The 21533-nt window shown below is 71.2% G+C and carries 22 protein-coding genes; 11 read left to right on the forward strand and 11 right to left on the reverse strand.

Annotated elements, in window-relative coordinates; translation table 11 throughout:
• Positions 1-38: 38 nt before the first annotated feature.
• Both KTR66_RS02510 and KTR66_RS02515 read right to left on the reverse strand, forming a co-directional pair.
• Positions 39-491, reverse strand: coding sequence for a nuclear transport factor 2 family protein (locus KTR66_RS02510; RefSeq protein ID WP_213610074.1), 453 nt, complete (start codon positions 489-491; stop codon positions 39-41).
• A 67-nt stretch (positions 492-558) separates the two neighbouring features.
• Positions 559-1119, reverse strand: coding sequence for a TlpA disulfide reductase family protein (locus KTR66_RS02515; RefSeq protein ID WP_249731797.1), 561 nt, complete (start codon positions 1117-1119; stop codon positions 559-561).
• Between the two features lie 90 nt (positions 1120-1209).
• Here KTR66_RS02515 and argH point away from each other — a divergent pair, with 90 nt between their 5' ends.
• From argH to ykgO, 3 genes are all read left to right on the forward strand, one after another.
• Positions 1210-2538: an argininosuccinate lyase gene (gene argH / locus KTR66_RS02520; protein ID WP_213610637.1), complete on the forward strand. Its 1329-nt coding sequence runs from the start codon at positions 1210-1212 to the stop codon at positions 2536-2538.
• A complete protein-coding gene (locus KTR66_RS02525) occupies positions 2535-2732 on the forward strand; it encodes a hypothetical protein (RefSeq protein WP_213610682.1) in 198 nt (65 codons plus the stop codon). The genes argH and KTR66_RS02525 overlap by 4 nt, the downstream gene beginning before the upstream one ends.
• Positions 2733-2840: 108 nt before the next feature.
• Positions 2841-2966, forward strand: coding sequence for a type B 50S ribosomal protein L36 (ykgO, locus tag KTR66_RS02530; RefSeq protein ID WP_213610077.1), 126 nt, complete (start codon positions 2841-2843; stop codon positions 2964-2966).
• A 53-nt stretch (positions 2967-3019) separates the two neighbouring features.
• Here the strand turns inward: ykgO and KTR66_RS02535 are convergent, their stop codons facing one another.
• A complete protein-coding gene (locus KTR66_RS02535; protein ID WP_213610079.1) occupies positions 3020-4549 on the reverse strand; it encodes an FAD-binding domain-containing protein in 1530 nt (509 codons plus the stop codon).
• A 68-nt stretch (positions 4550-4617) separates the two neighbouring features.
• Between KTR66_RS02535 and KTR66_RS02540 the strand changes: the two genes are divergently transcribed.
• Entirely contained in the window at positions 4618-5391 is a 774-nt protein-coding gene (locus KTR66_RS02540) for a creatininase family protein (RefSeq protein WP_213610081.1), read from the forward strand.
• Between the two features lie 57 nt (positions 5392-5448).
• Here the strand turns inward: KTR66_RS02540 and KTR66_RS02545 are convergent, their stop codons facing one another.
• Entirely contained in the window at positions 5449-7935 is a 2487-nt protein-coding gene (locus tag KTR66_RS02545; protein WP_213610083.1) for a response regulator, read from the reverse strand.
• Between the two features lie 313 nt (positions 7936-8248).
• On the opposite strand from KTR66_RS02545, the gene KTR66_RS02550 reads away from it, so the two are divergent.
• The gene (locus KTR66_RS02550; protein WP_249731798.1) at positions 8249-8956 is read left to right on the forward strand and encodes an ABC transporter substrate-binding protein; all 708 of its coding nucleotides are present in this window, start codon (positions 8249-8251) and stop codon (positions 8954-8956) included.
• Position 8957: 1 nt separating this feature from the next.
• On the opposite strand, the gene KTR66_RS02555 is transcribed toward KTR66_RS02550, so the two are convergent.
• Positions 8958-9917 (reverse strand): serine/threonine dehydratase, encoded by a 960-nt coding sequence (locus KTR66_RS02555; protein ID WP_213610087.1) that lies wholly within the window; start codon positions 9915-9917, stop codon positions 8958-8960.
• A gap of 85 nt (positions 9918-10002) precedes the next feature.
• Here KTR66_RS02555 and KTR66_RS02560 point away from each other — a divergent pair, with 85 nt between their 5' ends.
• From KTR66_RS02560 to ptsP, 5 genes are all read left to right on the forward strand, one after another.
• On the forward strand, positions 10003-10449 hold the full coding sequence (locus KTR66_RS02560; RefSeq protein WP_213610089.1) for an HPr kinase/phosphorylase: 447 nt from the start codon (positions 10003-10005) through the stop codon (positions 10447-10449).
• Positions 10446-11387, forward strand: coding sequence for an RNase adapter RapZ (gene rapZ / locus KTR66_RS02565; RefSeq protein WP_213610091.1), 942 nt, complete (start codon positions 10446-10448; stop codon positions 11385-11387). Before KTR66_RS02560 ends, rapZ begins: the two co-directional genes overlap by 4 nt.
• Positions 11384-11830: a PTS sugar transporter subunit IIA gene (locus tag KTR66_RS02570; protein ID WP_213610093.1), complete on the forward strand. Its 447-nt coding sequence runs from the start codon at positions 11384-11386 to the stop codon at positions 11828-11830. The genes rapZ and KTR66_RS02570 overlap by 4 nt, the downstream gene beginning before the upstream one ends.
• A 98-nt stretch (positions 11831-11928) precedes the next feature.
• Positions 11929-12198 carry an HPr family phosphocarrier protein gene (locus KTR66_RS02575; RefSeq protein WP_213610639.1) on the forward strand — a complete coding sequence of 90 codons (270 nt, stop codon included), beginning with the start codon at positions 11929-11931 and terminating at the stop codon, positions 12196-12198.
• Positions 12188-14044, forward strand: coding sequence for a phosphoenolpyruvate--protein phosphotransferase (ptsP, locus tag KTR66_RS02580; RefSeq protein WP_213610095.1), 1857 nt, complete (start codon positions 12188-12190; stop codon positions 14042-14044). Before KTR66_RS02575 ends, ptsP begins: the two co-directional genes overlap by 11 nt.
• Before the next feature lie 6 nt (positions 14045-14050).
• On the opposite strand, the gene KTR66_RS02585 is transcribed toward ptsP, so the two are convergent.
• The 4 genes from KTR66_RS02585 to KTR66_RS02600 are packed head-to-tail and all read right to left on the reverse strand — an operon-like array spanning position 14051 to position 18984.
• Positions 14051-14806 carry an SDR family NAD(P)-dependent oxidoreductase gene (locus KTR66_RS02585; RefSeq protein WP_213610097.1) on the reverse strand — a complete coding sequence of 252 codons (756 nt, stop codon included), beginning with the start codon at positions 14804-14806 and terminating at the stop codon, positions 14051-14053.
• A 16-nt stretch (positions 14807-14822) separates the two neighbouring features.
• The gene (locus tag KTR66_RS02590; RefSeq protein WP_213610099.1) at positions 14823-16151 is read right to left on the reverse strand and encodes an aldehyde dehydrogenase family protein; all 1329 of its coding nucleotides are present in this window, start codon (positions 16149-16151) and stop codon (positions 14823-14825) included.
• Positions 16148-17362: an FAD-dependent oxidoreductase gene (locus KTR66_RS02595; protein ID WP_213610101.1), complete on the reverse strand. Its 1215-nt coding sequence runs from the start codon at positions 17360-17362 to the stop codon at positions 16148-16150. The genes KTR66_RS02590 and KTR66_RS02595 overlap by 4 nt, the downstream gene beginning before the upstream one ends.
• Entirely contained in the window at positions 17359-18984 is a 1626-nt protein-coding gene (locus KTR66_RS02600; RefSeq protein ID WP_213610103.1) for a squalene/phytoene synthase family protein, read from the reverse strand. The genes KTR66_RS02595 and KTR66_RS02600 overlap by 4 nt, the downstream gene beginning before the upstream one ends.
• A gap of 140 nt (positions 18985-19124) precedes the next feature.
• On the opposite strand from KTR66_RS02600, the gene KTR66_RS02605 reads away from it, so the two are divergent.
• Positions 19125-19547 carry a hypothetical protein gene (locus KTR66_RS02605; RefSeq protein WP_213610105.1) on the forward strand — a complete coding sequence of 141 codons (423 nt, stop codon included), beginning with the start codon at positions 19125-19127 and terminating at the stop codon, positions 19545-19547.
• Positions 19548-19646: 99 nt separating this feature from the next.
• On the opposite strand, the gene KTR66_RS02610 is transcribed toward KTR66_RS02605, so the two are convergent.
• Together KTR66_RS02610 and KTR66_RS02615 are read right to left on the reverse strand one after the other, a co-directional pair.
• Positions 19647-20747: a glycosyltransferase family 2 protein gene (locus KTR66_RS02610; RefSeq protein WP_213610107.1), complete on the reverse strand. Its 1101-nt coding sequence runs from the start codon at positions 20745-20747 to the stop codon at positions 19647-19649.
• A gap of 1 nt (position 20748) precedes the next feature.
• A complete protein-coding gene (locus tag KTR66_RS02615; protein ID WP_249731799.1) occupies positions 20749-21516 on the reverse strand; it encodes a lysophospholipid acyltransferase family protein in 768 nt (255 codons plus the stop codon).
• Positions 21517-21533 lie beyond the last annotated feature (17 nt).

A 21533-nucleotide genomic window follows, 5' to 3' on the forward strand; every position in this document is an offset into this window, starting at 1 on the left:
CCCCTCTCGCCGAGGGGCTTGCCCCTCGGAACCCGCAATCAGGCCTGGGGCCGCACGAAGGCTTGGCGGGCGTAGAGCTTCCAGGCGCCGGCCTGCTTCTTCCACACCTGCAGAATGCCGATATTCACCGGCGTGATCCGCCCGCCACCCGTGGTGTGGCCGGTGAAGACGTGGCGCACGATCGCATCCTCGCCATTCACCTGGATCGTCTGGTTGGTGATGTTGATCTCGCCGAAGGGATTGTTGCGCTCGACGATATTGCCGATGAACTGCGCCCGGTTCTCGATGCGCCCGGCCGAATGGCCATAGCTCAGCCCCTCATGCGTCACAGCCTCCAGCCCCGCGCGGTCGGCCGCCAGCATGGCGCGCGTCAACGCCGCGACGGCTTGCGCGACGGCCTGCTCATCAGCGGATTGCGCTTGGGCCAAAACGGGGACGAGCGTGGCGGCCAGAATGGCGGCCCCGCCCAGATGGCGACGGTTGATGGTCATGATCTTCCTCCCTCGCCGGTCTCTCGCCGGCTGTGGGAAGGCTAGGCCCGGCGCGGGCGCGCGTCCATCAGGTCCGCACCAGCGGCTCGCGCGCGGCCGGCGCCGGCCCCACCAGCCGCCGGATCGCGGCCACGAAGGGCGCCGTGTCCCAGGCCGCGTCACCCTCCAGCCGCGCCCGCTCCTGCCCCTGGCGGTCCACGATCACCGTCGTCGGCAGGCCGCGCGCGCCCAGCGCCCGCGCCGCCGCGCCGCGCGGGTCGAGCCAGATGCCGAGGCCCGTCAGGCCGATGCGCTGATAGAAGGCCTCCACCACCGCCCGCCCACCGCGATCCGACGACAGCGGCAGCACGGCGATGCGATCCGCGGCCAAGGTCTTCGCCAGCCGCTCCAGCGCCGGCATCTCGGCCACGCAGGGCGGGCACCAGGTCGCCCAGAGGTTGATCACCAGCCCCTGCCCCGGGAAATCCGCCAGCGTCTTCTCGGCGCCATCCGCGTCCTGGAAGGTGATGGCGGGCATGGGGCGCGCGGCTTCCCGCAGGCGCTCGACGCCCGCCGCCGCCCGCGCGGCTTGCGCGCCCAGCAAGGCGGGCGCTAGGACCATGCCAGCCAGAGCGCGGCGCGACGTCAAACCGGAAGCCATATCCTCGTGTCCATCCCGAACGAAACCAACACCAACCAGCAATGGGGCGGCCGCTTCGCCGAAGGCCCCTGGGCGATCATGCAGGCCATCAATGCCTCGATCGGCTTCGATGCCAAGATGTGGCGCCAGGACATCCGCGGCAGCCTCGCCCATGCCGCCATGCTCGCCCATGTAGGGATCATCAGCGCGGATGACGAGGCCGCGATCAAGCGGGGCCTCGCCGAGATCGCCGCCGAGATCGAAGCCGGCCGCTTCGAATGGTCCGAGGCGCTGGAAGACGTCCATATGAACATCGAGGCGCGGCTCACCGAGCGCATCGGCGAGGCCGGCAAGCGCCTGCACACCGCCCGCAGCCGCAACGACCAGGTGGCGACCGATTTCCGCCTCTGGACGCGCGACGCCATGGATGGCCTCGCCGCCCAGATGCTCGACCTGGTGCGCGCCCTGGTGGCCCGCGCCGGGGAGCATGCCGGCACCATCATGCCGGGCTACACGCATCTCCAGCCCGCGCAGCCCACCACCTTCGGCCACCACATGCTGGCCTATGCCGAGATGATCTGGCGCGACCGCGGCCGCATGCTGGACGCCCGCGCGCGGCTCAACGAATGCCCGCTGGGCTCGGCCGCCATGTGCGGCACCGGCTTCCCCATTGATCGCCACGCGACCGCCGCGGCACTCGGCTTCGACCGGCCGACCCGCAACAGCCTGGACGCCGTCGGCAGCCGGGACTTCGCCATGGAGTTCCTGGCCGCCTGCGCCATCTGCGCCACGCATCTCTCGCGCCTCGCGGAGGAGATCGTGATCTGGACCAACCCCTCCTTCGGCTTCGTGAAGCTCTCGGATGGGCTGACCACCGGCAGCTCCATCATGCCGCAGAAGCGCAACCCCGACGCGGCCGAGCTGGTGCGCGGCAAGACGGGGCGGATCAACGGCAACCTCGTCGGCCTTCTCACCGTGGTGAAGGGCCTCGCGCTCACCTATGCGAAGGACCTCCAGGAGGACAAGGAAGGCGTCTTCGACTCGGCTGAGAACCTGACGCTCTGCCTGGCCGCCAGCGCCGCCATGGTGCGCGACATGCAGCCCAACATCGCCCGCATGGCCGCCGCCGCGGGCGATGGTTTCTCGACCGCGACCGACCTCGCCGATTGGCTGGTGCGCGAGCTGAAGCTGCCCTTCCGCGACGCGCATCACGTCACCGGCCGCCTCGTCGCCAAGGCCGAGGGCATGGGCGTGGATCTCTCCGGCCTCACCATCGCCGAGATGCGCGAGGTGGAGCCGCGGATCAATGACAGCGTCTTCGGCGTGCTGACGCCCGCCGCCTCCGTCGCCTCCCGCCGATCCTATGGCGGCACGGCGCCGGACAATGTCCGCGCCATGGTGGCCGAGTGGCAGGAGCGCCTGGCGTGAGGCGCATCACCGCCTTGGCCCTGGCCGGCTTGGCGCTCGCCGCCTGCGGACGCGTGGGTCCGCCCCGCCCGCCCGGCCCGCAGGAGGCGATCACCTTCCCGCGCTCCTACCCCGCGCTGACCGCCGAGGAGCGCGCCGAGATCAACGCCCGCCGCGTTTCCCAGGGGCTGCCACCCCTGCCCCCACCCCGGTAGTCCGCCCCGCCGAGGTTGACTCGCCTGCCGCGCCCGATTATCTCGCGGTCTCCCCGGGGTTGGCATCGCTTTCCCCGCAACCTTTTTCGTGTTTCGTGAGTTCGCGCCATGAAGATCCGCAACAGCCTGAAATCCGCCAAGTTGCGGGACAAGAACTGCGTCGTGGTGCGTCGCCGCGGCCGTCTCTACGTCCTCAACAAGAAGAACCCGCGCTTCAAGGCCCGCCAGGGCTGAACCGCTTCCGGTTCGACGAGTGATGATGGGGGGCTCAGCCCCCCATTTTCATGTCAGACATCCAGCGTCATCTGCCGCCGCGCCTTTTCCTCGCGCCGGGCGATCCTGGCGCGCTCGCCCATCGGGTCATCCTGCGCGAAGCGCCGCTGGCGGCTGCCGTGTTTCTGGAAAACGCGCCGCGCCTCCGCCTCGAAGCCCGCGGCCGCGCGAATCCGGCTGATCCGCTCCCGCGCCGCCTGCAGCGCCGCTGACAGCTCCACCACCGGCGCGGGGTACGCGGCGGGCGGGATCTCGAGCCGCCACGGCATATGGCGCAGCCCGGCCGGCAGATGCGCCACCTCCGGCACCCAGCGCGCGATGAAGACGGCCTCGGGGTCCTGATCCAGCCCCTGCTTCACCGGGTTGTAGAGACGGGGCGTGTTGATGCCCGTGGCCCCCGATTGCATCTGCACCTGCGGCCAATGGATGCCCGGCTCGTAATCCACGAAGAGGCGGGCCAGATGCGCGCCACTGGCCGCCCAGTCGAGCCCCAGATGGTGGCTCGCGAAGCTCATCAGCATCGCCCGCATGCGGAAGTTGATCCAACCCGTGGCGATCAGCGAGCGCATGCAGGCATCGAGGAAGGGATAGCCCGTCCGCCCCTCGGCCCAGGCCAGCAACAGCGGATCGTCCGGCGCGGTCGGCCGCCGCGCCGCCTCGGCGGCGGGATGCGCCGCGCGCCGCTCCAGTTCGGGCTCGCTCTCCAGCTTCTGGATGAAGTGGCAATGCCAATGCAGCCGTGAGGCGAGCGACTGCACCGCCCCCACCGGGAGGGGCCGCTGGCTGGGCGGCAGCGCCGCGATGTCACGCCCCGCGCGCTCCACCCGCTGCACCACCTCCCGCATCGAGAGGCTGCCCAGGGCGAGGTGCGGCGAGAGGCGGGAGCAGGCGGTGGGAGCGCTCACCGGAGAGGACATGCCACGCCGGTAGTCGGCGCCGCGTCCGGCGAGGAAGCTCTCCAGCAGATCAAGCGCGGCCGCGCGGCCGGCGGGCTGCGCCTCGACCAGCCCGTCCTCGGGGTTCCAGTCGAAGGGCTGCTCCGGGATCGCCCCCTCGATCACCTCGGGCGCCGACAGCCCCCGCGGCGGTGCCTGTACGGGTGTCCCCATGAAGCCCGCCCAGCGCCGCGCCCAGCCATCGCGCGAGCCGAGCCGCCGCACCACGCCGAATTGCGGATGTTCGTGCCAGGGCAGGCCCGCCTCGCGGCAGAAGCGCGCCACCGCCCGGTCCCGCCCATAGGTCCAGAGGTTGCCCGTCTCCTCATGGCTGTGCAGCGCGCGGATGCCGCGTTCGGCATGCAGCCGTGCCAGCAGCGCCACCGCATCGCCACGGCGCACCACCAGCGGCAGCCCGAGCGCCGCCAATTGTGCCCGCAGATCCTCAAGCGCCGCCCGCAGGAAGTGCCATTGGCGTGGCGAGGCATCGTCCCCCCGCCAGTATTCCGGCTCCACGATGTAGAGCGGCAGCACGGGCGCGCGCGCCGCCGCCAGCGCCGCATGGTCGGCCACGCGCAGATCCCGCTTGAACCAGACCACGTCGAGCATGCCCCTGATCTGCCCGCTTGCGCGCATCCGGCAAGGGGGAGAGGCTGCGCGAAACGAAGGAGATCACGATGGAAGTGCGTTGGGAGAGACTGACCAGCCCCGAACTCAAGGCACTCGCCGAGCGCGGCGCGCTGCCTGTGCTGCCGATCGGCAGCCTGGAGCAGCACGGCCCGCATCTGCCGGTCTGGACCGACAGCTTCATCGCCCATGCGCTGAGCGTGGAGGCGGCAAAGCTCGCGACCGACATCCCGGCCATCGTCCTGCCCCCGCTCTGGACCGGCCTTTCCGAGCATCATTTGCCTTTCGGTGGGACCATCACGCTGGATCACGCGACGCTGCACGCGGTGCTGCGCTGCGTGGTCCGCAGCCTGCAGGCGCAGGGCTTCACGCGGCTGCTCATCGTGAACGGCCATGGCGGCAACATCGATCCGCTGAACGTCTCGGTGCGCGAATTGGCGCATGAATTCGGCATGCCCGTTGTCACCACCACCTGGCCCAATGTGGCGCCGGTCGAGATCGCCAAGGCGCTCACCACCCAGGCGGGCATCATGCATGCCTGCGAGGGCGAGACGGCGCTGTGGCTGGCGCTGGACCCTGCCCAGGTGCGGCAGGACAAGATCGAGGAGGCTGCGGGCGGCAATGCCGGCGTGCAGGCGCCGGCGGGCTTCTCGCGCTTCTACAGCTTCGCCGAGCGTGCGCCGCGCACCGGCGTGAAGGGCGACCCGCGCGCCGCGACGTCCGAAAAGGGCCAGGCCATGATCACCGCCATCGCCGCGAACCTCGCGCGCGCCATGCGCGATCCGGTGCTCTGGAGCAGGCCCGAGAGGGTCTGGAAGGCCTGAGCTGTGCTGAGAGGATGATTCAGCGTTTCGGCGATTCCGCCTCAACGCATCACGCTCTCACCCCACCTTCTGCTTCAGCCGCTCCAGCAGCGCCGCCCGCTGGACCGGCTTGCCGAGATAGTCATCCATCCCCGCCGCGCGGCATTGCGCCTCGAAGACGGGGCCGACGGCGGCGGTCAGGCCGATGATGCGGGTGCGGCGGTTCGGGCCGGGCGTCGCGCGGATCTGCCGCGTGGCCTCCAGCCCGTCCATCACCGGCATCTGCAAATCCATCAGGATCACGTCATAGGCGCTGGCATTGGCCATGCGCACCGCCTCCCCGCCATCGCCGGCCACATCCACATGGCAATGCGCCTTGCCCAGGATGGTCTTCATGACGAGCTGGTTGGTCGCATTGTCCTCCACCAGCAGCACCCGCTGCAGGGGGGCATCCTCCACGGCGGCCGGGGTGGTGTCCGCCAGGATCGGCGCCAGCGCCTCGGCGCGGGGCGCGAGCGCGGCGAGCAGGCTGTCGCGCAGCCGGGCTGGGAGGGCGGGCTTGAGGAGCATGCCCTCGACCAGCCCTTCCTCCGGCTTGTCCTTGCCGAGCGAGGCGCCGGAAGAGCAAAGCAGGATGGCCGGGCGCGGCAGGCCGGGCTCGGCGCGGATCTGCCGCGCCACGTCCAGCCCGCGGGCATGCTCCAGCTGCCCGTCCAGCACCACGGCACGGATCGAGCGATCGCGGGCCGCCGCCTCTCGCAGCAGCGTCAGCGCCTCGGCGCCATCGCGGGCCAGGACGGGCTCGGCCCCCATGCTGACGAGCTGGCGGGCCATGATGTCGCGATTGAGCGCCAGGTCATCCACCACCATGACCTTCACGCCGGCCAGCGCGGTGGCCGGCGCGGCCTCCACCGGCCCAGGCGGCTGGCCGAGCTTGGCCGAGAAGGTGAAGCGGCTGCCCGCACCACGCGGCTTGGTCGGATCGCGCGGGCCCGCCTCGATGCCGCCGCCCATCTCCTCCGCGAGGCGCCGGCAGATGGCGAGGCCGAGGCCGGTGCCGCCATATTTCCGGCGGATCGAGGCATCGGCCTGGGTGAAGCGCTCGAACAGGTGCGGCACCTGGGCGGGGTCGAGGCCGATTCCGGTATCGAGCACGGCGATATGCATCAGCCAGCCGCGCCGCTGGCCGAGCGGCTCCAGCGTGACATCGAGCTGGATCCAGCCCTTGTCGGTGAATTTCACGGCATTGCCGACGAGGTTGAACAGCACCTGCCGCACCCGGCCAGGGTCCCCCACCATGATGCGCGGCATGTCGCCCGGCAGCGCGACCAGCAGTTCGACGCCCTTGCTCGCCGCCTTGGGCGCGAAGAGCTCGACGATGGTGGAGAGTTCCTTCTCGAGCTCGAAGGGCACGCGCTCCAGCTCGACCGCGCCGGCCTCCAGCTTGGAGAAGTCGAGGATGTCGTTCAGCACCATCAGGAGGTGCTCGGCCGAGTTCTGGATGGTCTCGGCGTAGCGGCGCTGCAGGTCGTCGAGGCGGGTGTCCAGCAGCAGGCCCGTCATGCCGATCACACCGTTCATCGGCGTGCGGATCTCGTGGCTCATCGAGGCCAGGAAATCCTCCTTGGCGCGGGAGCCGGCGCGGGCCGCGGCCTCGCTCTCGGCCAGCTGCTCGCCCTGGGCGCGCAGCCGTTGCGCCTGACGGACCATCAGCCCCAGCGCCATCAGGATGAAGGCGCCCGCGCCGGCCACGCCGAGGCCGAGGAGCAGCCCCAGCGCCCGGTTCGCCGCCATGGCATCGGCGCGGGCGCGCACCACCTCAACGACAAAGAGGCCCTGGCGGGTGACGGCGAAGCTCGCCATCACATTCTGCCCATCCTGGTCCACACCCACGAAGCTGCCGCGCTCCAGGCGCGGCAGGAAGTTGCGGAACGGCCAGGCGCCCGGATGGATCTGCCCGATCCCCGCCCGGCTGCCGTCCGAACGTGCCAACAGGGCGCCGTTGAAGGAATGCAGCCGCACGGTCACGCCGAAGCCCTCGGCATATTGGCGGGCGATGCTGCTGAGATATTCGGGGTTGATGAGGGCGATGACGGTCCCCTCGAACTCGCCGCGCGCGTTGCGGACGGCGCGCGCCAGCGGGATGGACCAGAGTCCCGTCTCGCTGATCGGCCGGGCACCGGGCGCGGCCAGGAATCGCCCCGCCTCGGGCGCGCCGAGGCGCACCATCTGCCCGCTGAGCCGCAGGACGCGGAACCACTCGCGGTCTCCCAGGCTCTGGCCCACCAGGCCCTCGACGGTGGAATGGATGATCAGGCCGTTCGCATCGGTCACCAGCAGGGCGCGCAGCTGGGAGACGTCCCGCAGCAGGCTGGTGCGCTGCCCGGGGATGGTATCCACCCCCTGCCCGCTGCGCTCGGCCTGGTCGAGCATGACGATGTCCACCGTCTGCATCGCCCGCGTCAACTGATCGGCAAGGGCCTCGGCGACAGATTGCGTGAGCCGTTCGGCGTCCAGCACCGCTTCCTGCTGGCCCCGGTACATGACGATGCCATAGACGGTCATCAGGCACAGGATGACGAGACCGGCGACAAGTGCGTAGAGTCGGCTGGGCCGTGGGGTGGCAGCGGAAGCGTCCGACGCTCCGCCACCCGGGGAGCCGCCCGAAGAGGCGCCCGAAGAGCCGAAGGAGAGGCGAATGCTGTTGCGGAGTGCTTTCAGGCCCATGGTCCTTGCAGTTATTGCAGGATTATTCCCACTTTGCGAGGCATGGTCCCAGGCGGGGATACAAAGCCCGCCGCAAGCCACACCCCAGGCGCCATCCGCCGCGGCCGCGCCCGGCGCCGCTTCCCCGCCCGCGCAGGCCTCGCGTCTCGACATGATCCGCGCCCGTGGCGAATTGAAAGTCTGCATCTGGCCCGATTATTTCGCCATCTCTTTCCGAAACCCGCGCAACAGCGAATTGGAGGGGATCGACATCGACCTGGCCCGGGCGCTCGCCGCGCGCCTCTCGGTCCGGCTGACCTTCGTCGAGACCAATTTCGCGGTCTTCATGGACCGCATCGAAGCGGGCGATTGCGACATCGCCATGATGGGGGTGGGGATCACGCCGGCGCGCGCCCAGCGCGTGGCCTTCAGTCGCCCCTACCTCGCGAGCCCCATGTATGCCGTGACCACGCGCAACAACACCCGGATCCGCAACTGGTCGGATATCGACACGCCGGGCACCGTCGTCGCGGTCGCGGCGGGCACCATCATGGAGCCGCTGATGAGCCGGACCTTGCGCCGGGCGGAGCTGCTGGTCGTCGTCCCGCCCCGCTCGCGCGAGGCGGAGATCCAGGCGGGCCGCGCCGATGTCTTCATGAGCGACTTCCCCTACACGCGCCGCATGCTGCTGATGCATGACTGGGCCCGCGTGATCGATCCGCCGGACCGCTTCGGCGAGACGCTCTACGCCTGGGCGCTGCCCATTCATGACGCGCCCTGGCTGGCCGAGGTGAACAGCTTCGTCGGCGCCGCCCGGGCCGACGGCACGCTGGCCCGTGCCGCCGCGAGGCATGGGCTGACGCCGATCCTGATCCGGTAGCCTATGCCAGCGAGCCAGGGTCGGTGTTGGCACCGCAGACCAGCACCCCCACCCGGGCACCGGGCGGCGGCGTCCAGGTCCCGCTGAGCAACGCGGCCAGGGCCGCCGCCCCGCCCGGCTCGGCCACCAGCCGGGCCGCATCCCAGAGGGCGCGCTGCGCGGCGCGGATCGCATCATCCGCCACCAGGACGGAAGCCAGCCGGCCGCGCGCCGCGAGCCCGGCCACGATCGGAAACATCAACCCGCCCACCTGCTTCGCGCCCAGGCTGTCCGCCGCCAGGCCGCCCACCGGCGCGGGCACCGGGCGGCCCGCCGCGAGAGCCGCATGCAGCCCGGGGCAGCCCTCCGGTTCGACGGCGACGAGGTTCACCCCCGTCGCGGCATGCCAGGCGGCGATGCCGCCCAGCAGCCCGCCCCCGCCCACGGCGATCAGCAGGTGGGTGAGGTCGGGCGCCTGCTCCTGCCACTCCAGCGCCACCGTGCCCTGCCCGGCCAGCACCTCCGGCTGGTCATAGGCATGGACCATCAGGGCACCCGTTTCGGCCGCGCGGACCTCGCTCGCCTGCCGTGCCTCGTCATAGGTGGCGCCGCCCACGACGAGGCGCGCGCCGAAGCCACGGATGCGCGCGCGCTTCGCCTCGGCCGCGATCTCGGGGACGTAGATCTCCGCGGGGACGCCGAGGCTTTGCGCGGCCGCCGCCACCGCCGCGCCGTGATTCCCGCCCGAGGCGGCGATGACGCCGGCGGGCGGCACGCCCAGCGCCCGCATCCGGTTGAAGGCCCCGCGCGGCTTGAAGCTGCCGGCCACCTGCAGCATCTCAAGCTTCAGGCAGCCCCAGCCGGGCAGTTCGAGCAGCGGGGTGCGCCGGATGTCGCCCCGGATGCGCTCAGCCGCGGCGGCGATGTCGGCGGCGGCGATGCCGGCTTGAGTGATCAGGGCGGAATCAGGTGCTTGGGGCATGGCCTGAGGTGCGCCCAGGACGCCCTTCCGCACAAGCCCCAATCCTGCCATAAACTCCCACGGTGGAACCTTGTGGACGCCGGGAATGTTCCTGCATGGAAGCTGCGCGGCCCTGGCCGGCGAAGGCGTCCTCATCCTCGCACCCCCGGGCGGCGGCAAGTCGGATCTCGTGCTGCGTCTCATCGGGCAAGGCTGGACCCTGGTAGCGGATGACCAAGTGATGCTGGAGGCTGAGCAAGGCCTGTTGCGCGCATCCCCGCCCCCATCGCTGGCCGGGCGCATGGAGGTGTTCGGCCTTGGCCTGCTGGAGCGCCTGCCCTGGCAGACGGCGCCCCTGCGCCTCGTGGCGCAGCTGGCACCGCGGGCCGAGGTGGCGCGCCTGCCCGAGCCGGCCCGCTGGTCCGCGCTCGGCCTGGAATTGCCGGCGCTCCGTCTCGACGGCGCCGCCCCCTCCGCCCCCGACCTGCTCCGCCGCGCCCTGGACGTGCTGGCCGGGCGCGCGGCCATGACCGCCGGGGCCTTTGCCGCATGAGCGAGGACAGCCGTCCCTTCGTGCTGGTGACCGGCCTCTCCGGCGCCGGCAAGGCCTCCATCCTGCGCGTCCTGGAGGATCTCGGCTTCGAGACGGTGGACAACCCGCCACTCGCCATCCTCGACGCCCTGGTGCAGGAGGGCTCCGGCCCGATCGCCGCGGGCATTGATACCCGCACGCGCGGCTTCGATCCGGCCAAGGCCCTGGCCGCGATCGCGCGACTGCGCCAGCGCCCGGACATCGCAGCCACGCTGGTCTATGCGACGGCCGAGGAGGAGGTGCTGCTGCGCCGCTACACCGAGACGCGCCGCCGCCATCCGCTGGCGCCGGGCGGCCCGCTGGGCAGCCGCGTGCAGGACGGAATCGCGCGGGAGGCCGCGCTGCTCGCGCCCCTGCGCGAGGCGGCGGACCTCATCCTCGACACTTCCACCCTGCCGCTGCCTGAGTTGCGCCGCCTGATCGAGGCGCGTTTCAAGCCCGAGGGGGCGCCGGGGCTGAACGTCAACATCAAGTCCTTCGGTTTCCCCAAGGGTCTGCCGCGCGAGGCCGACCTCGTCTTCGACATGCGCTTCCTCGCCAACCCGCACTACGATGCGCTGCTGCGGCCGATGACGGGGCGGGATCCTGCGGTCGCGGAATATGTCGCGGCGGACCCGGATTTCCCCGCCTTCTGGACGCGCCTCACGGGCTTCATCGAGCCCCTGCTGCCGCGCTATGTGGCCGAGGGGAAGAAGTACCTCACCATCGCCATCGGCTGCACGGGCGGGCGGCATCGTTCCGTCTTCGTGGCCGAAAAACTGGCAGCCCATCTCCGCCAGCAGGGCTGGCGTGTGGATGTCGCGCATCGGGAACTGGGTCAGCTGCCCGATATGGTGTTATCAACCTCTCTCCCCCCCGCATCCCCCCCCATGCCCCTCACCGCGAATACCGAAACATGATTGGTCTTGTGCTCGTCACCCATGGGCGGCTCGCGCTCGAATTGCGCCACGCCATGGAGCATGTGGTGGGGCCCCAGGCCGCCGTCGCCACCGTCTGCATCGGGCCGGAGGACGACATGGAGGGCCGGCGCGCGGATATCCGCGCGCGAATCGCCGATGTGGACCAGGGGGATGGCGTGATCGTGCTGACCGACATCGCGGGCGGCACGCCCTCCAACCTCGCCTTCTCGCTCGCCGACCACAAGACGATCGAGGTGATCGCGGGCGTGAACCTGCCGCTGCTGGTCAAGCTCGCCAAGATTCGCGGCAGCGAGCCGCTGGCCGAGGCGGTGGACCATGCCGCCAAGGCGGGACGAAAATACATCACCGCGGCGAGCGACCTCGCAAACGGCCATGCCACGCCCCAAATGGCGGGCAAGAACGGGAATGGAAGCGCCCAATGAACGAGTGGCCCACGGAAGAGGGCGGCGCGCCGCACCTGGCCTCCGCCGCCGAGACGCCGGCCCCGCCGCTGGATTGCGGCTGCCCCGGCGGGGACGGGATGGTGCTGAAGCGCACCATCAAGATCATCAACAGCCGCGGGCTGCACGCGCGCGCCGCCGCCAAGCTCGTCGCGGTCGCCGAGCGCTATTCCGCCTGCCTGAATGTCAGCCGCGCCGGCCAGACCGTGCCCGCCTGCTCCATCATGGGGCTGATGATGCTGGGCGCCGGCCAGGGCAGCGAAGTGACGCTCGAGGCCGAGGGCTGGGACGCGCGCGAGGCGCTGGACGCGGTGGCCGGGCTGATCGAAGCCGGCTTCCATGAAGACTGACGCGACCAAGAGCGACGCGGAGCCCCGGCCGGAGCCGAAGCCGGAGGCCAAGCCCGCGCGCCGGAGCGCGAAACCGGCCGAACAGCGCCTCTCGGGCATCGCCGTCTCGCCCGGCATCGTCATCGGCACCATCTACGACACCACCGAAGAGCCCGCCGAGGCGCCGCGCCGCGAAATCACCGCCGATGCGGTGGAGCACGAGCGCACGAAGCTCCAGGACGCCGCCGCCCTCTCGCGCAAGCAGGTCAGCAAGCTCAAGACCCGCCTCACCGTCCTGCCCGAGGAAGCGCAGGAGGAACTCGAGCCGCTGCTCGACGCCTATATCCTCATGCTCGGCAATTCGCGGCTGCTGCGCGGCGCGCGCAAGCGCATCGGGGACGAGCTGCTTTCGGCCGAGACCGCCGTGCAGGACGAGGCGGAGGCCATCGCGCAAGCCATCCTCGCCGCCAAGGGCGATGACAAGGCCGGGCTGAACCGCCGCGCCGGCGAGGTGCGCGAGATCGCCCGCCGCCTGACGCGCAACCTGACGGCGACCCCCTTCCGCAGCCTGAAGGGCGTGCCGGCCGGCGCCATCGTGGTGGCGGATGAACTGACCCCCGCGGACGCCGCCCTGCTGGAGCCCGGCAAGATCGCTGCCGTCGCCACCGAGGAGGGCGGCGCGGATGGCCACACCGCCATCATGCTGCGCGCACTCGGCATCCCCGCCGTGCTGGGCTGCCATGGGCTGACGGCCGCCGCACGGCGCGGCGACATGGCGGTGCTGGATGGCGGCGCGGGCATCGTCGCGCTGCATCCCGATGCCGCGACCCTCACCCGCGCCAAGGCCGGCCTGGCCGCCCAGGCGAAGGAGCGGGTGCGCCTCGGCAAGCTCAAGACCCTGCCGGCCGAGACGCTGGACGGCCAGGCGGTGGAGCTGCAGGCCAATCTCGAGATCCCGGCGGAGCTGCCGCTGATCGCGGAGGCCGGCGCCCAGGGCATCGGCCTGCTGCGCACCGAGTTCCTCTTCATGAACCGCGAGGACCTGCCCGACGAGGACGCGCAGGTCGAGGCCTATCGCGGCATCCTGGAAGCCATGGGCCAGGACCCCGTGACCATCCGCGTGCTCGACTGGGGCGGCGAGAAGGACATGGAGGCGCTGGCCGAGGGCGTGCCGGTGCCGACCGGCCCGAATCCGGCGCTCGGCCTGCGGGGCCTGCGGCTTCTGCTAAAGCGCCCTGCGCTGCTGGAGGAGCAGTTCGCCGCCATCCTGCGCGTCGCGCATCTGGGCCAGGTGCGCATCCTGCTGCCCATGGTGACCGTACCTTCCGAGGTCGCGCAGGCGCGCGAGATCTATGAGCGCGTCGCCCGCCGCCTGCGCCGCCGCGGCGAGGCCCTGCCCGAGAAGCTGCCGCCGCTGGGTGCGATGATCGAGACGCCGGGTGCGGCACTCGCCGCTGACGCCATCGCGCTGGAAGCCGATTTCTTCGCGATCGGCACCAATGACCTGACCATGTACACGCTGGCGGTGGACCGCGCCGAGATCGACGTGGCCCACCTCTATGACCCGCTGCACCCCGCCGTGCTGCGCCTGATGCAGTTCGCGACCGAAGCCGCGCTGCGCCTGCGCATGCCGGTCAGCGTCTGCGGCGAGATGGGCGGCAACCCGAAGCTGGTGCCGCTGCTGCTGGGCCTGGGGCTGCGCAGCCTCTCGATGAATGCCAGTTCCATCCCGCGCGTGAAGCAGGCGGTGCGGTCGCTCGACATTGACGACTGCGCGCGCTTCGCACGGCGCGTGATGGAGCAGAGCGACCCGAAGCGCATCGCCGAACTGGTGGATGAATTCGCAGCGCGGACGAACGAGAAATAAGGCTGGCTAAACCAGCCCACCATTCACGTGCCAGACCTGGCCCGTGACATAGGCGGCCTCGGTCGAGGCCACGAAATTCACCGCCGCCGCCACGTCATCCGGCGTGCCGAGGCGCCCCAGCGGCACGCTGCGCTTCACCATCTCCCACTGGGCCGGCGAATAGGCCGCGTGCGCGCCGGGATCCTTCTGGGTGAAGCCCGGCGCCACCGCATTCACGGTCACGCCCTTCGGCGCGTATTCGATGGCGAGGCCGCGCACCAGCGCCTCCACCGCCGCCTTCGCGGCCGAGGTGGCGGGGAAGACCGTCACGTCGTTGCGGAAGCTGTGGGCGACGAAGGAGGAAATGGCGATCAGCCTGGGGTCGTGCCCCTCGGTCAGCACCGGCAGGGCGGCCCGCGCGAGCCGGATGAAGGCCCAGAGCACCGTATCCAGCGTGCGGGCGATCTGCGCGTCATCGGTCTGCAGCAGCGGAGTCTTGTCGGCGAAGCCGGCATTGGCGACGACCACGTCCAGCCCGCCGAAGTGCTCCTGCGCGGCAGCAACCAGCGCAGCCGGCGTGGCGGGATCGGCGATGTCGCCCAGCACCACATGGGCCGTGCCGCCCTTGGCACGCACCGCCTCGGCCGTGTGCTCCGCGCCTTCCGCGTTCTTGCGCGTGTGCACCAGGATGGCGGTGCCCGGCCCCGCCATCCGGCGGCAGCAGGCGGCGCCGATGCCGGTCGCGGCGCCGGTCACCAGGATGATGCGGTCTGCTCGTGCCATCGCCGTGGGTTCCTCGCTACTTCAGGCCCACCAATTGCCGGATCAGCTTGCGGGCGAAGCCAGTCTGCGGCCGATCGAAGAGCCGCGCCAGCGCCCAGCCTCCGTTGCGCATACGCGCGCGCGGATTGCTGAATTCGCGGAACCCGGCCTCGCCATTGCGCCGCCCGAAGCCCGAGGCGCCGACGCCGCCGAAACCCAGCCCCGGCAGGGCCGCGTATTCCACCGCACGCCCGGTCACCAGCGCGCCGGACTTGGTCTGGGCGGCGACCTGCGCTTCCTCGCTCGCATTCGCGCCGAAGAGGTAGATGGCCAGCGGATGCGGCCGTGCGCGCACCCAGGCCAGCGCCTCCTCCAGCGAGGCGCATTCCTCCATGGCGAGGATGGGGCCGAAGATCTCCTCCTCCGCGAGCTGCCCAGCGGCCAGGGCGAGTCCCACCGAATGAGGCCCCGGCCCCATCCAGGCGATGGTGGCCCCCTCGCTGATGCGATCGAGCCGCGCCTGCTGGCGCGCGTTGATCACGGCGGTGCCGGTCTCGGTCACGCCGCTCTCCCGCGCCGCGCGGGCGAAATCGGCCGCGCTGTGGCCGATGAGCAGCACCGTATCGGGCGCGATGCAGGTCTGCCCCGCATTGACGGCCTTGGCGACGAGGATGTTGCGCGCGGCGCGCTTCAGATCCGCGCCGGGCAGCACCAGGGCCGGGCATTTGCCGCCGAGCTCCAGCGTGAGCGGCGTCAGGTTCGGCGCGGCGGCCGCCATCACCTTGCGGCCGATCTCGGTGCCGCCGGTGAAGACCAGGTGGTCCCAGGGCTGGCTGGCGAAATCCTGCGCCACCTCCGGCCCGCCCTGCACGACCAGCGCAATGCGCGGCCCCCAGGCCTCGGCCAGGATGGTCTCGATGAGCGCGGCCACGCGCGGCGCCGCCTCGGAGGGCTTGATCACCACGCGGTTGCCGGCGGCGATGGCGTCGAGTGCGGGCATGAGGGCCAGCTGCACCGGATAGTTCCAGGGCGCCATGATTCCGATGACGCCCTTGGGCATAGGCTCGACCCAGGCACGGGCGGGAAAGAAGGGCATGGGAACGGCGGCGCGGCGCGGCCGGGCCCAGCCGCGCAGCTTGCGGCGCGAGTAACTGCACGCATCGGCGATGAGCAGCACATCAGCCAACAGCGTGTCCTCGGCGCTGCGCGCGCCGTAGTCGGCGGCGGCGGCCTCGGCGATGGCGGCCGCGTGCTTCAGCACCACGCGGCGCAGTTCGGCCAGCAGGGCGCGGCGCGCATCCAGGCTCGGCGCGCCCTCCGCCGCCTCGACGGCGCGGAGCGCGGCGAGGGCTTCGGCCGGCGTCATCGCAGGATCTCCCTTGCGGCAGCCTGGCCGGAGCAGATGGCGGCCTCGATGGTCGCGGGCAGATCGGGCCAGGTCCAGTCGCCGGCGAGCGCCAGGTTCGCCAGCGGCCGGCGCGGCGGCGCCGGAATCGGCCCGGGGCGCTGGCGCGGCGTGGCGCGGCGCTCCTTGATCACGCGGCAGGGCGGCGGCGCCACCGGCCAGTCGCCCGGGACGTGAAAGGCGCGGACGGCAGCAAGGATCTCGGCCCAGGCGCGCGGGGCCAGTTCCTCCACATCCTGCTCGGCCTCGGCATCGCCGGCGCTGACGGTGACGGCCACGCCGCCGGGCCGGATCAGCACCCATTGGCAGAGCGCGCCGAGCAGGCCGAGGAAGCGCACCTCGCCACCCGGCTGGAAGGCGAAATGCAGGTTCACGATGGGCGCGAAGCTGTCGGGCGCGGGCAGGCCGGGCAGCATGCGCGTCGCCTCCCAGGGCGGCAGGGCCAGCACCACGCGGTCGGCCTCGCCCAGCATCACATCCTGGTCCTGGAAGGTGAGGCTGCTGGCGCGGCCCTCCTTCACCTGGATGGCGCGGAGACGGCTGCCGGGGCGGTACTCCGCGCCCGCTGTCTCCAGCACCGCAAGCGCCGGGTCCACCAGGTCCGGCCCCAGCCCCCGGCTTGCCACGAAAAGCCGCGCGGCGCCCGGCGCTCCCAGCTTGCGCAGCACCTGGCCCAGGCGGCGCGTCGAGGCCTCGGCGGAAGGCGTATTCAGCGCAGCGATCACCAGCGGGTCCACGAAGCCACGCAGGAAAGCCGGATGCGCGGCCATCGCCTCGGCGATGGTCCGATCGCGCAGCGGCAAGGCCATCGCCATCATCGCCAGCACGCCGCCCCAGGAGATTCCGGCCGGCCGCCTGGCGCCATTCCACCAGCCGGCGGGCGAGAGCGCCACGAGGCGCGAGGAACCATCGGCGCAATCATGGACGGGCAGCCCGCCCGGCTCGGGCTGCACCCAGTATTGCCGCGCGCCAATGGCATCGAGGAAGCCGAGGGCCGCCGTGTTGCAGCCGATCAGCGCATGGGTGCCATTATCCGTACCATCCGGCAGCGCGCGCGCGCGGCCGCCGGCCCCCGGTGTCGCCTCATGCAGCGTGACGGCGTGGCCTTGCGTGGCGAGCGCATGCGCGGCGGCGAGGCCGGCCATGCCGGCGCCGATCACATGGATGGTCATCGCCCGGTCACCGCGAAGACCGCCATGCGGAACTTCTCAGCCTTCGTCATCCGCGCGCGCGGGCGCTCACCGGACCAGCCGCGCCGCAGCATGTGGTCCAGGATGCGGCGATAGCCCCACATCATCACGCGCGCGGGGCGCAGCGCCTCGGTGTCGTAACGCGGGAGTTCCGCCTCGGCGCGGAAGAATCCGGCGACGGCGCGGCCCGCCAGTTCCTTGCAGATGCCCGGAAAGGCCGGATGCGTGACGATGGAGCGCGCCGGCCCATCCGGGATGCCCGCCTTCTCCAGCACGGAGAGCGGGATATAGACGCGGTCCCGCGTCGCATCCTCATCCACGTCGCGCAGGATGTTCGTCAGCTGGAAAGTGTGGCCCAGCGCCAGCCCCCAGGCCTCGGCCTTGGGCTCGCCGAAGATGCGGACCGACATGGCGCCCACGCTGCCGGCCACGCGGCGGCAATAGAGATCGAGCGCCGCCTCATCCGGCAGGCGGAGATGGTCGGAGGCATCGGTCTCCATGCCCGCCACCATCGCCTCGCACTCTTCCAGCGGAATCTCGAAGGCCTCGCGCGCGAGCAGCAACTCGCGCGAGAGGGCGCAATCCGGCGTGGTGAGCTTCACGCGCCACTCGGCCAGCAGCCGGCGCTTCTCGCCCTCGGGCATGGCACCATCCGCGATGTCATCCACCGCGCGGCAGAAGCCATAGACGGCCCAGAGGGCGCGGCGCCGCTCGCCCTTCAGCGTCGCCATGCCGCGCGCGAAGGAGGAGCCGGCGCGGCTGACGCGCTGCGCGACCAGCACAGGATCGGTCGGGCCGAGCAGCGGCGCGGCCAGCAGTTCCGCCGCGAAATCGAGCTTGCCCAGCGCGACCCGCCCCAGCACCGGATCAGCCGTGCGCAGCTTGCCGAGCAGCCGCCGCGCCAGGCCGATCGTCATGGCCGACTGGATGGCCAGCCGCCGCGCGGTGCAGAGCCGCGGCAACGCGCTGGCGCGGTCCAGCAGGTCCTCCACACGATCCAGCGCGGCATCCAGGATGTCGCGGCGCTTCGTGTTGCCCGGTTCGAAAAAGGCGGCCTCGCCGCCGGCCAGCGCGAGCCATGATTGCGGGAGATAGACGCGGTCCAGCTTCTCGCGGTCCGGCACCAGGTCCTGCAGGTGGTTCAGGATCTGCAGCGCGGTGCAGAGCCCGTCCGCCGCCTGCTTCGCGGCCTCGGCCGTCGTGCCGTGCAGGCGCAGCAGCATCCGGCCCACCGGGTCCGCGCTGCGGCGGCAGTAATCCACGAGGTCCGGCCATTCGGCATAGCGCGCCTGCTCGGAATCCTGCCGGAAGGCCGAGAGCATGAGGCGCGCTTCCTCGACGCCCACGCCCTCCGCCTGCATGCGCGCGCCTTCCGCGATGGGCGTGCGGGGATCATCCAGCGACGCTTCCATCGCATCGAGCCGCGCCAGCTTCTCGGCCGGGCTCAGGCTGTCGCTGTCGGCGATGTCGTCGGCCATGCGGACGAAGCGGTAGAAGGCCATGACCTTCGCCCGCACCGGCTTCGCCAGGATCAGCGAGGCGGTCGGGAAATTCTCCGTGTCATGGGTGCGGTTGGGCGCACCGGGCGCGGTCACATCATTCATGCCGCCTTTGTGGCTTGTGTCGCGCCCGCTTTCCAGCCCAGGCCGGATGATCGGCAGAGCCGATCCGCGCGAGAGGCGCCACCGCGTTGCCACGGCACAGCCGGGACGGCCAATTTGCCATCGAGAGAGGAGACATCTCGATGAAGCCGATATCGGGCGCTGGCAGCGCCACCCCGCTTCCCTTTCGTGCCCCAGGCCCGACCACGGCAAGCGGCCGAGAGGCCTACACCTGGCCGCCGCACCGCGTCAGCGTCACCCGGCGGGCGGGGGCTGCCTGTCAGCCCGACATCCTGGAGGTCTCGGGCCTCCCGGGGGGTCGCTCCCTGCGCGTGCGGGTGAGCCATCCGGTGACGGGGAGCATCACGGCGACCATCGAACTGACCCTGCATCACGGCCGGCAGGCGCTGCGCTATCGCGGTTGCGACAATCTGCGGCGCGGCACCGGTACGGTCCATCTGGCCGGCCCCCCCTTACCGGACGACCTCACGGGCAGCGCCGTCGAGGTCGCGGTGGACTCCTGCGAGATCTACGCGTTGAGTGCCCTGCGGCCGCCCGCCGCCTAGAGCATTTTCAAGCCAGGCAGCTTTGCTTGGCGACTCGGAAAATGCGTGAAAACAACGTGCTGGAGCCGTTTCACCGTCTTTGCTTGCGGTGAAATGGCTCTAGCCCTCGGCCTTGGCCGCCGCATAGGCGCGGCCCTTCCACCCCGCCTTGAGCCCGAGGGCCGAGCGCACCAGGGCCGTCCACTGGATGGCGAGCGCCACCAGCACGGTGAAGGGGTGCAGCGGCACGGTCCACCAGGGCTCGCCCGTGCGCCAGGTGACGGCGGCGCGGAGTGCGAACATCAGACAGATGGTCAGCACCGCCTCGACATCGGGCAGAAGCGCCCAGGGCCAGAGATGGGCGCCAGCCAGCAGCACGGTCCAGATCGGCAGGCCCACGGGCGTCGCCATGCCTTCGCGCGCGTTCTTGATGAAGCCGCCCCAGGCATGGCCGAAATTGTCATACATGCGGCAGGTGGCAAGCGGCGTGCCGTCAACGATTTCCGTGTCGTGGCCCAGGTCACGGAAGCGGCGTGCCAGAGCGATGCCGTCATGCAGCACGCCCTTGATGGCGGCATGCCCGCCGATCGCCTCATAGGCACCGCGCTCGACGAGGATGAGCTGGCCGCAGGCGGCGGCGAGGCTCGCCTTGCGCTGCGCCGCCCGCCCGCCGAAGGGGAGGTAGCAGATCAGGAGGAAGTTGATGAAGGGAACGGTCAGCCCCTCGCCCAGGCTTCGGATGATCTGGCGCGGCACACCGCTCACCATCGCGATGGATTTTGAGGCGCTGTGCGCCGCCATGGCGGCCGCCGCATGCGGCGCGAGTCGCACATCCGCATCGATGAAGAGCAGATGCGTGCCCGTCGCGGCCTCAGCGAGGCGGGCGCAGGCATGCACCTTGCCGGTCCAGCCCGGCGGCAGGCTCGGCGCCTGCACCAGGCGCACGCGGGCATCGCGATCCGCGTAGGATTGGACGATGGCGGCCGTCGCATCCGTGCTGCCATCGTCCATCACCACCACCTCGACCTCGCAGCCGGTGGAAGCCAGCGCCGCGTCCAGGCAGGCCGCGATATTGCCCGCCTCGTTGCGGGCCGGGATCAGGATGGAGACGCGCGTGCCGGAGGGCGGCGTGCCACGCAGCCGCGGCATCCGGATCAGGTTGATCGTGCCGAAGATGATGGGCAGGAGCGCGAGGGCGAGCGCGATATGGGCGAATTCCATCCTAGTCCCGCTTCTCCGCACGGCGCGCCTTGGTGTCGTGCCGCGGGTCATGCGCCTCGCCGCGCAGCACCGACCTGATATATTGCCAGGCGCCGTAGATTCCACCCATGCCGGCGCGACCATCGAGAACGGTGCGGAAGCGTTCCGGATCGCGGCTGATCGCATCCTGCGCGAGGCGGTCCATCGTCGCCGTCATGGCGGCGCGGATCGTCTCGGTCCGCGTATCGCGGTCCTCGGCCAGCAGGGCACGCGCATCGAGGGGTGCACCGCAGGCCATCAGCGCCTCGCCCCGCTTCTCCGTCCAATGGGTGTATTCGAAGGCGAGCGGCACCAGCACCGCATCGGGCGCGATCTCGGGCAGGCGCGTCACACCTGGGGCCAGCGGCACCGGCCGCTCCCGCACATCGGCGAAGCGGCCGGGGGCGTTCATCCAGAGCATGTGGCGCGGATCCTCCAGCGCCTGCTTCGCCGTCTGCAGGAAGCGCACCGCGCCGCGCGCCGAATTCTGCTCGACGCCGAAGACGCCGAGCCGCTTCATGAAGGGGTATTTCTCCAGCGCCTCGGCATCCATCGGCGTGAAGCCGGGACGCTCCAGGAAGAAGCGGCGCATCAACAGCATGAACATCACGCCGTCCCACCAGCCCGGATGGTTGGCCAGCATGATGGCGGGCCGCCCCTCGGGCAGTTGCGGCTCACCCCAATGGGCGACGCGCAATGCCGAGAAATGCCCCGCGAAGGTGCGGCTGAAGGCGATGTTGAAGAACGCCATCATCCGCTCGGACCGGA

Source organism: Roseococcus sp. SDR, from assembly GCF_019083995.1.
Classification (GTDB): Bacteria; Pseudomonadota; Alphaproteobacteria; order Acetobacterales; family Acetobacteraceae; genus Roseococcus.

Coding starts and splice junctions, on each gene's coding strand:
- KTR66_RS02510 (WP_213610074.1), bottom strand. CDS start 491: ATGACCATCAACCGTCGCCATCTGGGCGGGGCCGCCATTCTGGCCGCC.
- argH (WP_213610637.1), top strand. CDS start 1,210: ATGCAGGCCATCAATGCCTCGATCGGCTTCGATGCCAAGATGTGGCGC.
- ykgO (WP_213610077.1), top strand. CDS start 2,841: ATGAAGATCCGCAACAGCCTGAAATCCGCCAAGTTGCGGGACAAGAAC.
- KTR66_RS02535 (WP_213610079.1), bottom strand. CDS start 4,549: ATGCTCGACGTGGTCTGGTTCAAGCGGGATCTGCGCGTGGCCGACCAT.
- KTR66_RS02540 (WP_213610081.1), top strand. CDS start 4,618: ATGGAAGTGCGTTGGGAGAGACTGACCAGCCCCGAACTCAAGGCACTC.
- KTR66_RS02545 (WP_213610083.1), bottom strand. CDS start 7,935: ATGACCGTCTATGGCATCGTCATGTACCGGGGCCAGCAGGAAGCGGTG.
- KTR66_RS02550 (WP_249731798.1), top strand. CDS start 8,249: ATGATCCGCGCCCGTGGCGAATTGAAAGTCTGCATCTGGCCCGATTAT.
- KTR66_RS02555 (WP_213610087.1), bottom strand. CDS start 9,917: ATGCCCCAAGCACCTGATTCCGCCCTGATCACTCAAGCCGGCATCGCC.
- KTR66_RS02560 (WP_213610089.1), top strand. CDS start 10,003: ATGTTCCTGCATGGAAGCTGCGCGGCCCTGGCCGGCGAAGGCGTCCTC.
- rapZ (WP_213610091.1), top strand. CDS start 10,446: ATGAGCGAGGACAGCCGTCCCTTCGTGCTGGTGACCGGCCTCTCCGGC.
- KTR66_RS02570 (WP_213610093.1), top strand. CDS start 11,384: ATGATTGGTCTTGTGCTCGTCACCCATGGGCGGCTCGCGCTCGAATTG.
- KTR66_RS02575 (WP_213610639.1), top strand. CDS start 11,929: ATGGTGCTGAAGCGCACCATCAAGATCATCAACAGCCGCGGGCTGCAC.
- ptsP (WP_213610095.1), top strand. CDS start 12,188: ATGAAGACTGACGCGACCAAGAGCGACGCGGAGCCCCGGCCGGAGCCG.
- KTR66_RS02585 (WP_213610097.1), bottom strand. CDS start 14,806: ATGGCACGAGCAGACCGCATCATCCTGGTGACCGGCGCCGCGACCGGC.
- KTR66_RS02590 (WP_213610099.1), bottom strand. CDS start 16,151: ATGACGCCGGCCGAAGCCCTCGCCGCGCTCCGCGCCGTCGAGGCGGCG.
- KTR66_RS02595 (WP_213610101.1), bottom strand. CDS start 17,362: ATGACCATCCATGTGATCGGCGCCGGCATGGCCGGCCTCGCCGCCGCG.
- KTR66_RS02600 (WP_213610103.1), bottom strand. CDS start 18,984: ATGAATGATGTGACCGCGCCCGGTGCGCCCAACCGCACCCATGACACG.
- KTR66_RS02605 (WP_213610105.1), top strand. CDS start 19,125: ATGAAGCCGATATCGGGCGCTGGCAGCGCCACCCCGCTTCCCTTTCGT.
- KTR66_RS02610 (WP_213610107.1), bottom strand. CDS start 20,747: ATGGAATTCGCCCATATCGCGCTCGCCCTCGCGCTCCTGCCCATCATC.
- KTR66_RS02615 (WP_249731799.1), bottom strand. CDS start 21,516: ATGGCGTTCTTCAACATCGCCTTCAGCCGCACCTTCGCGGGGCATTTC.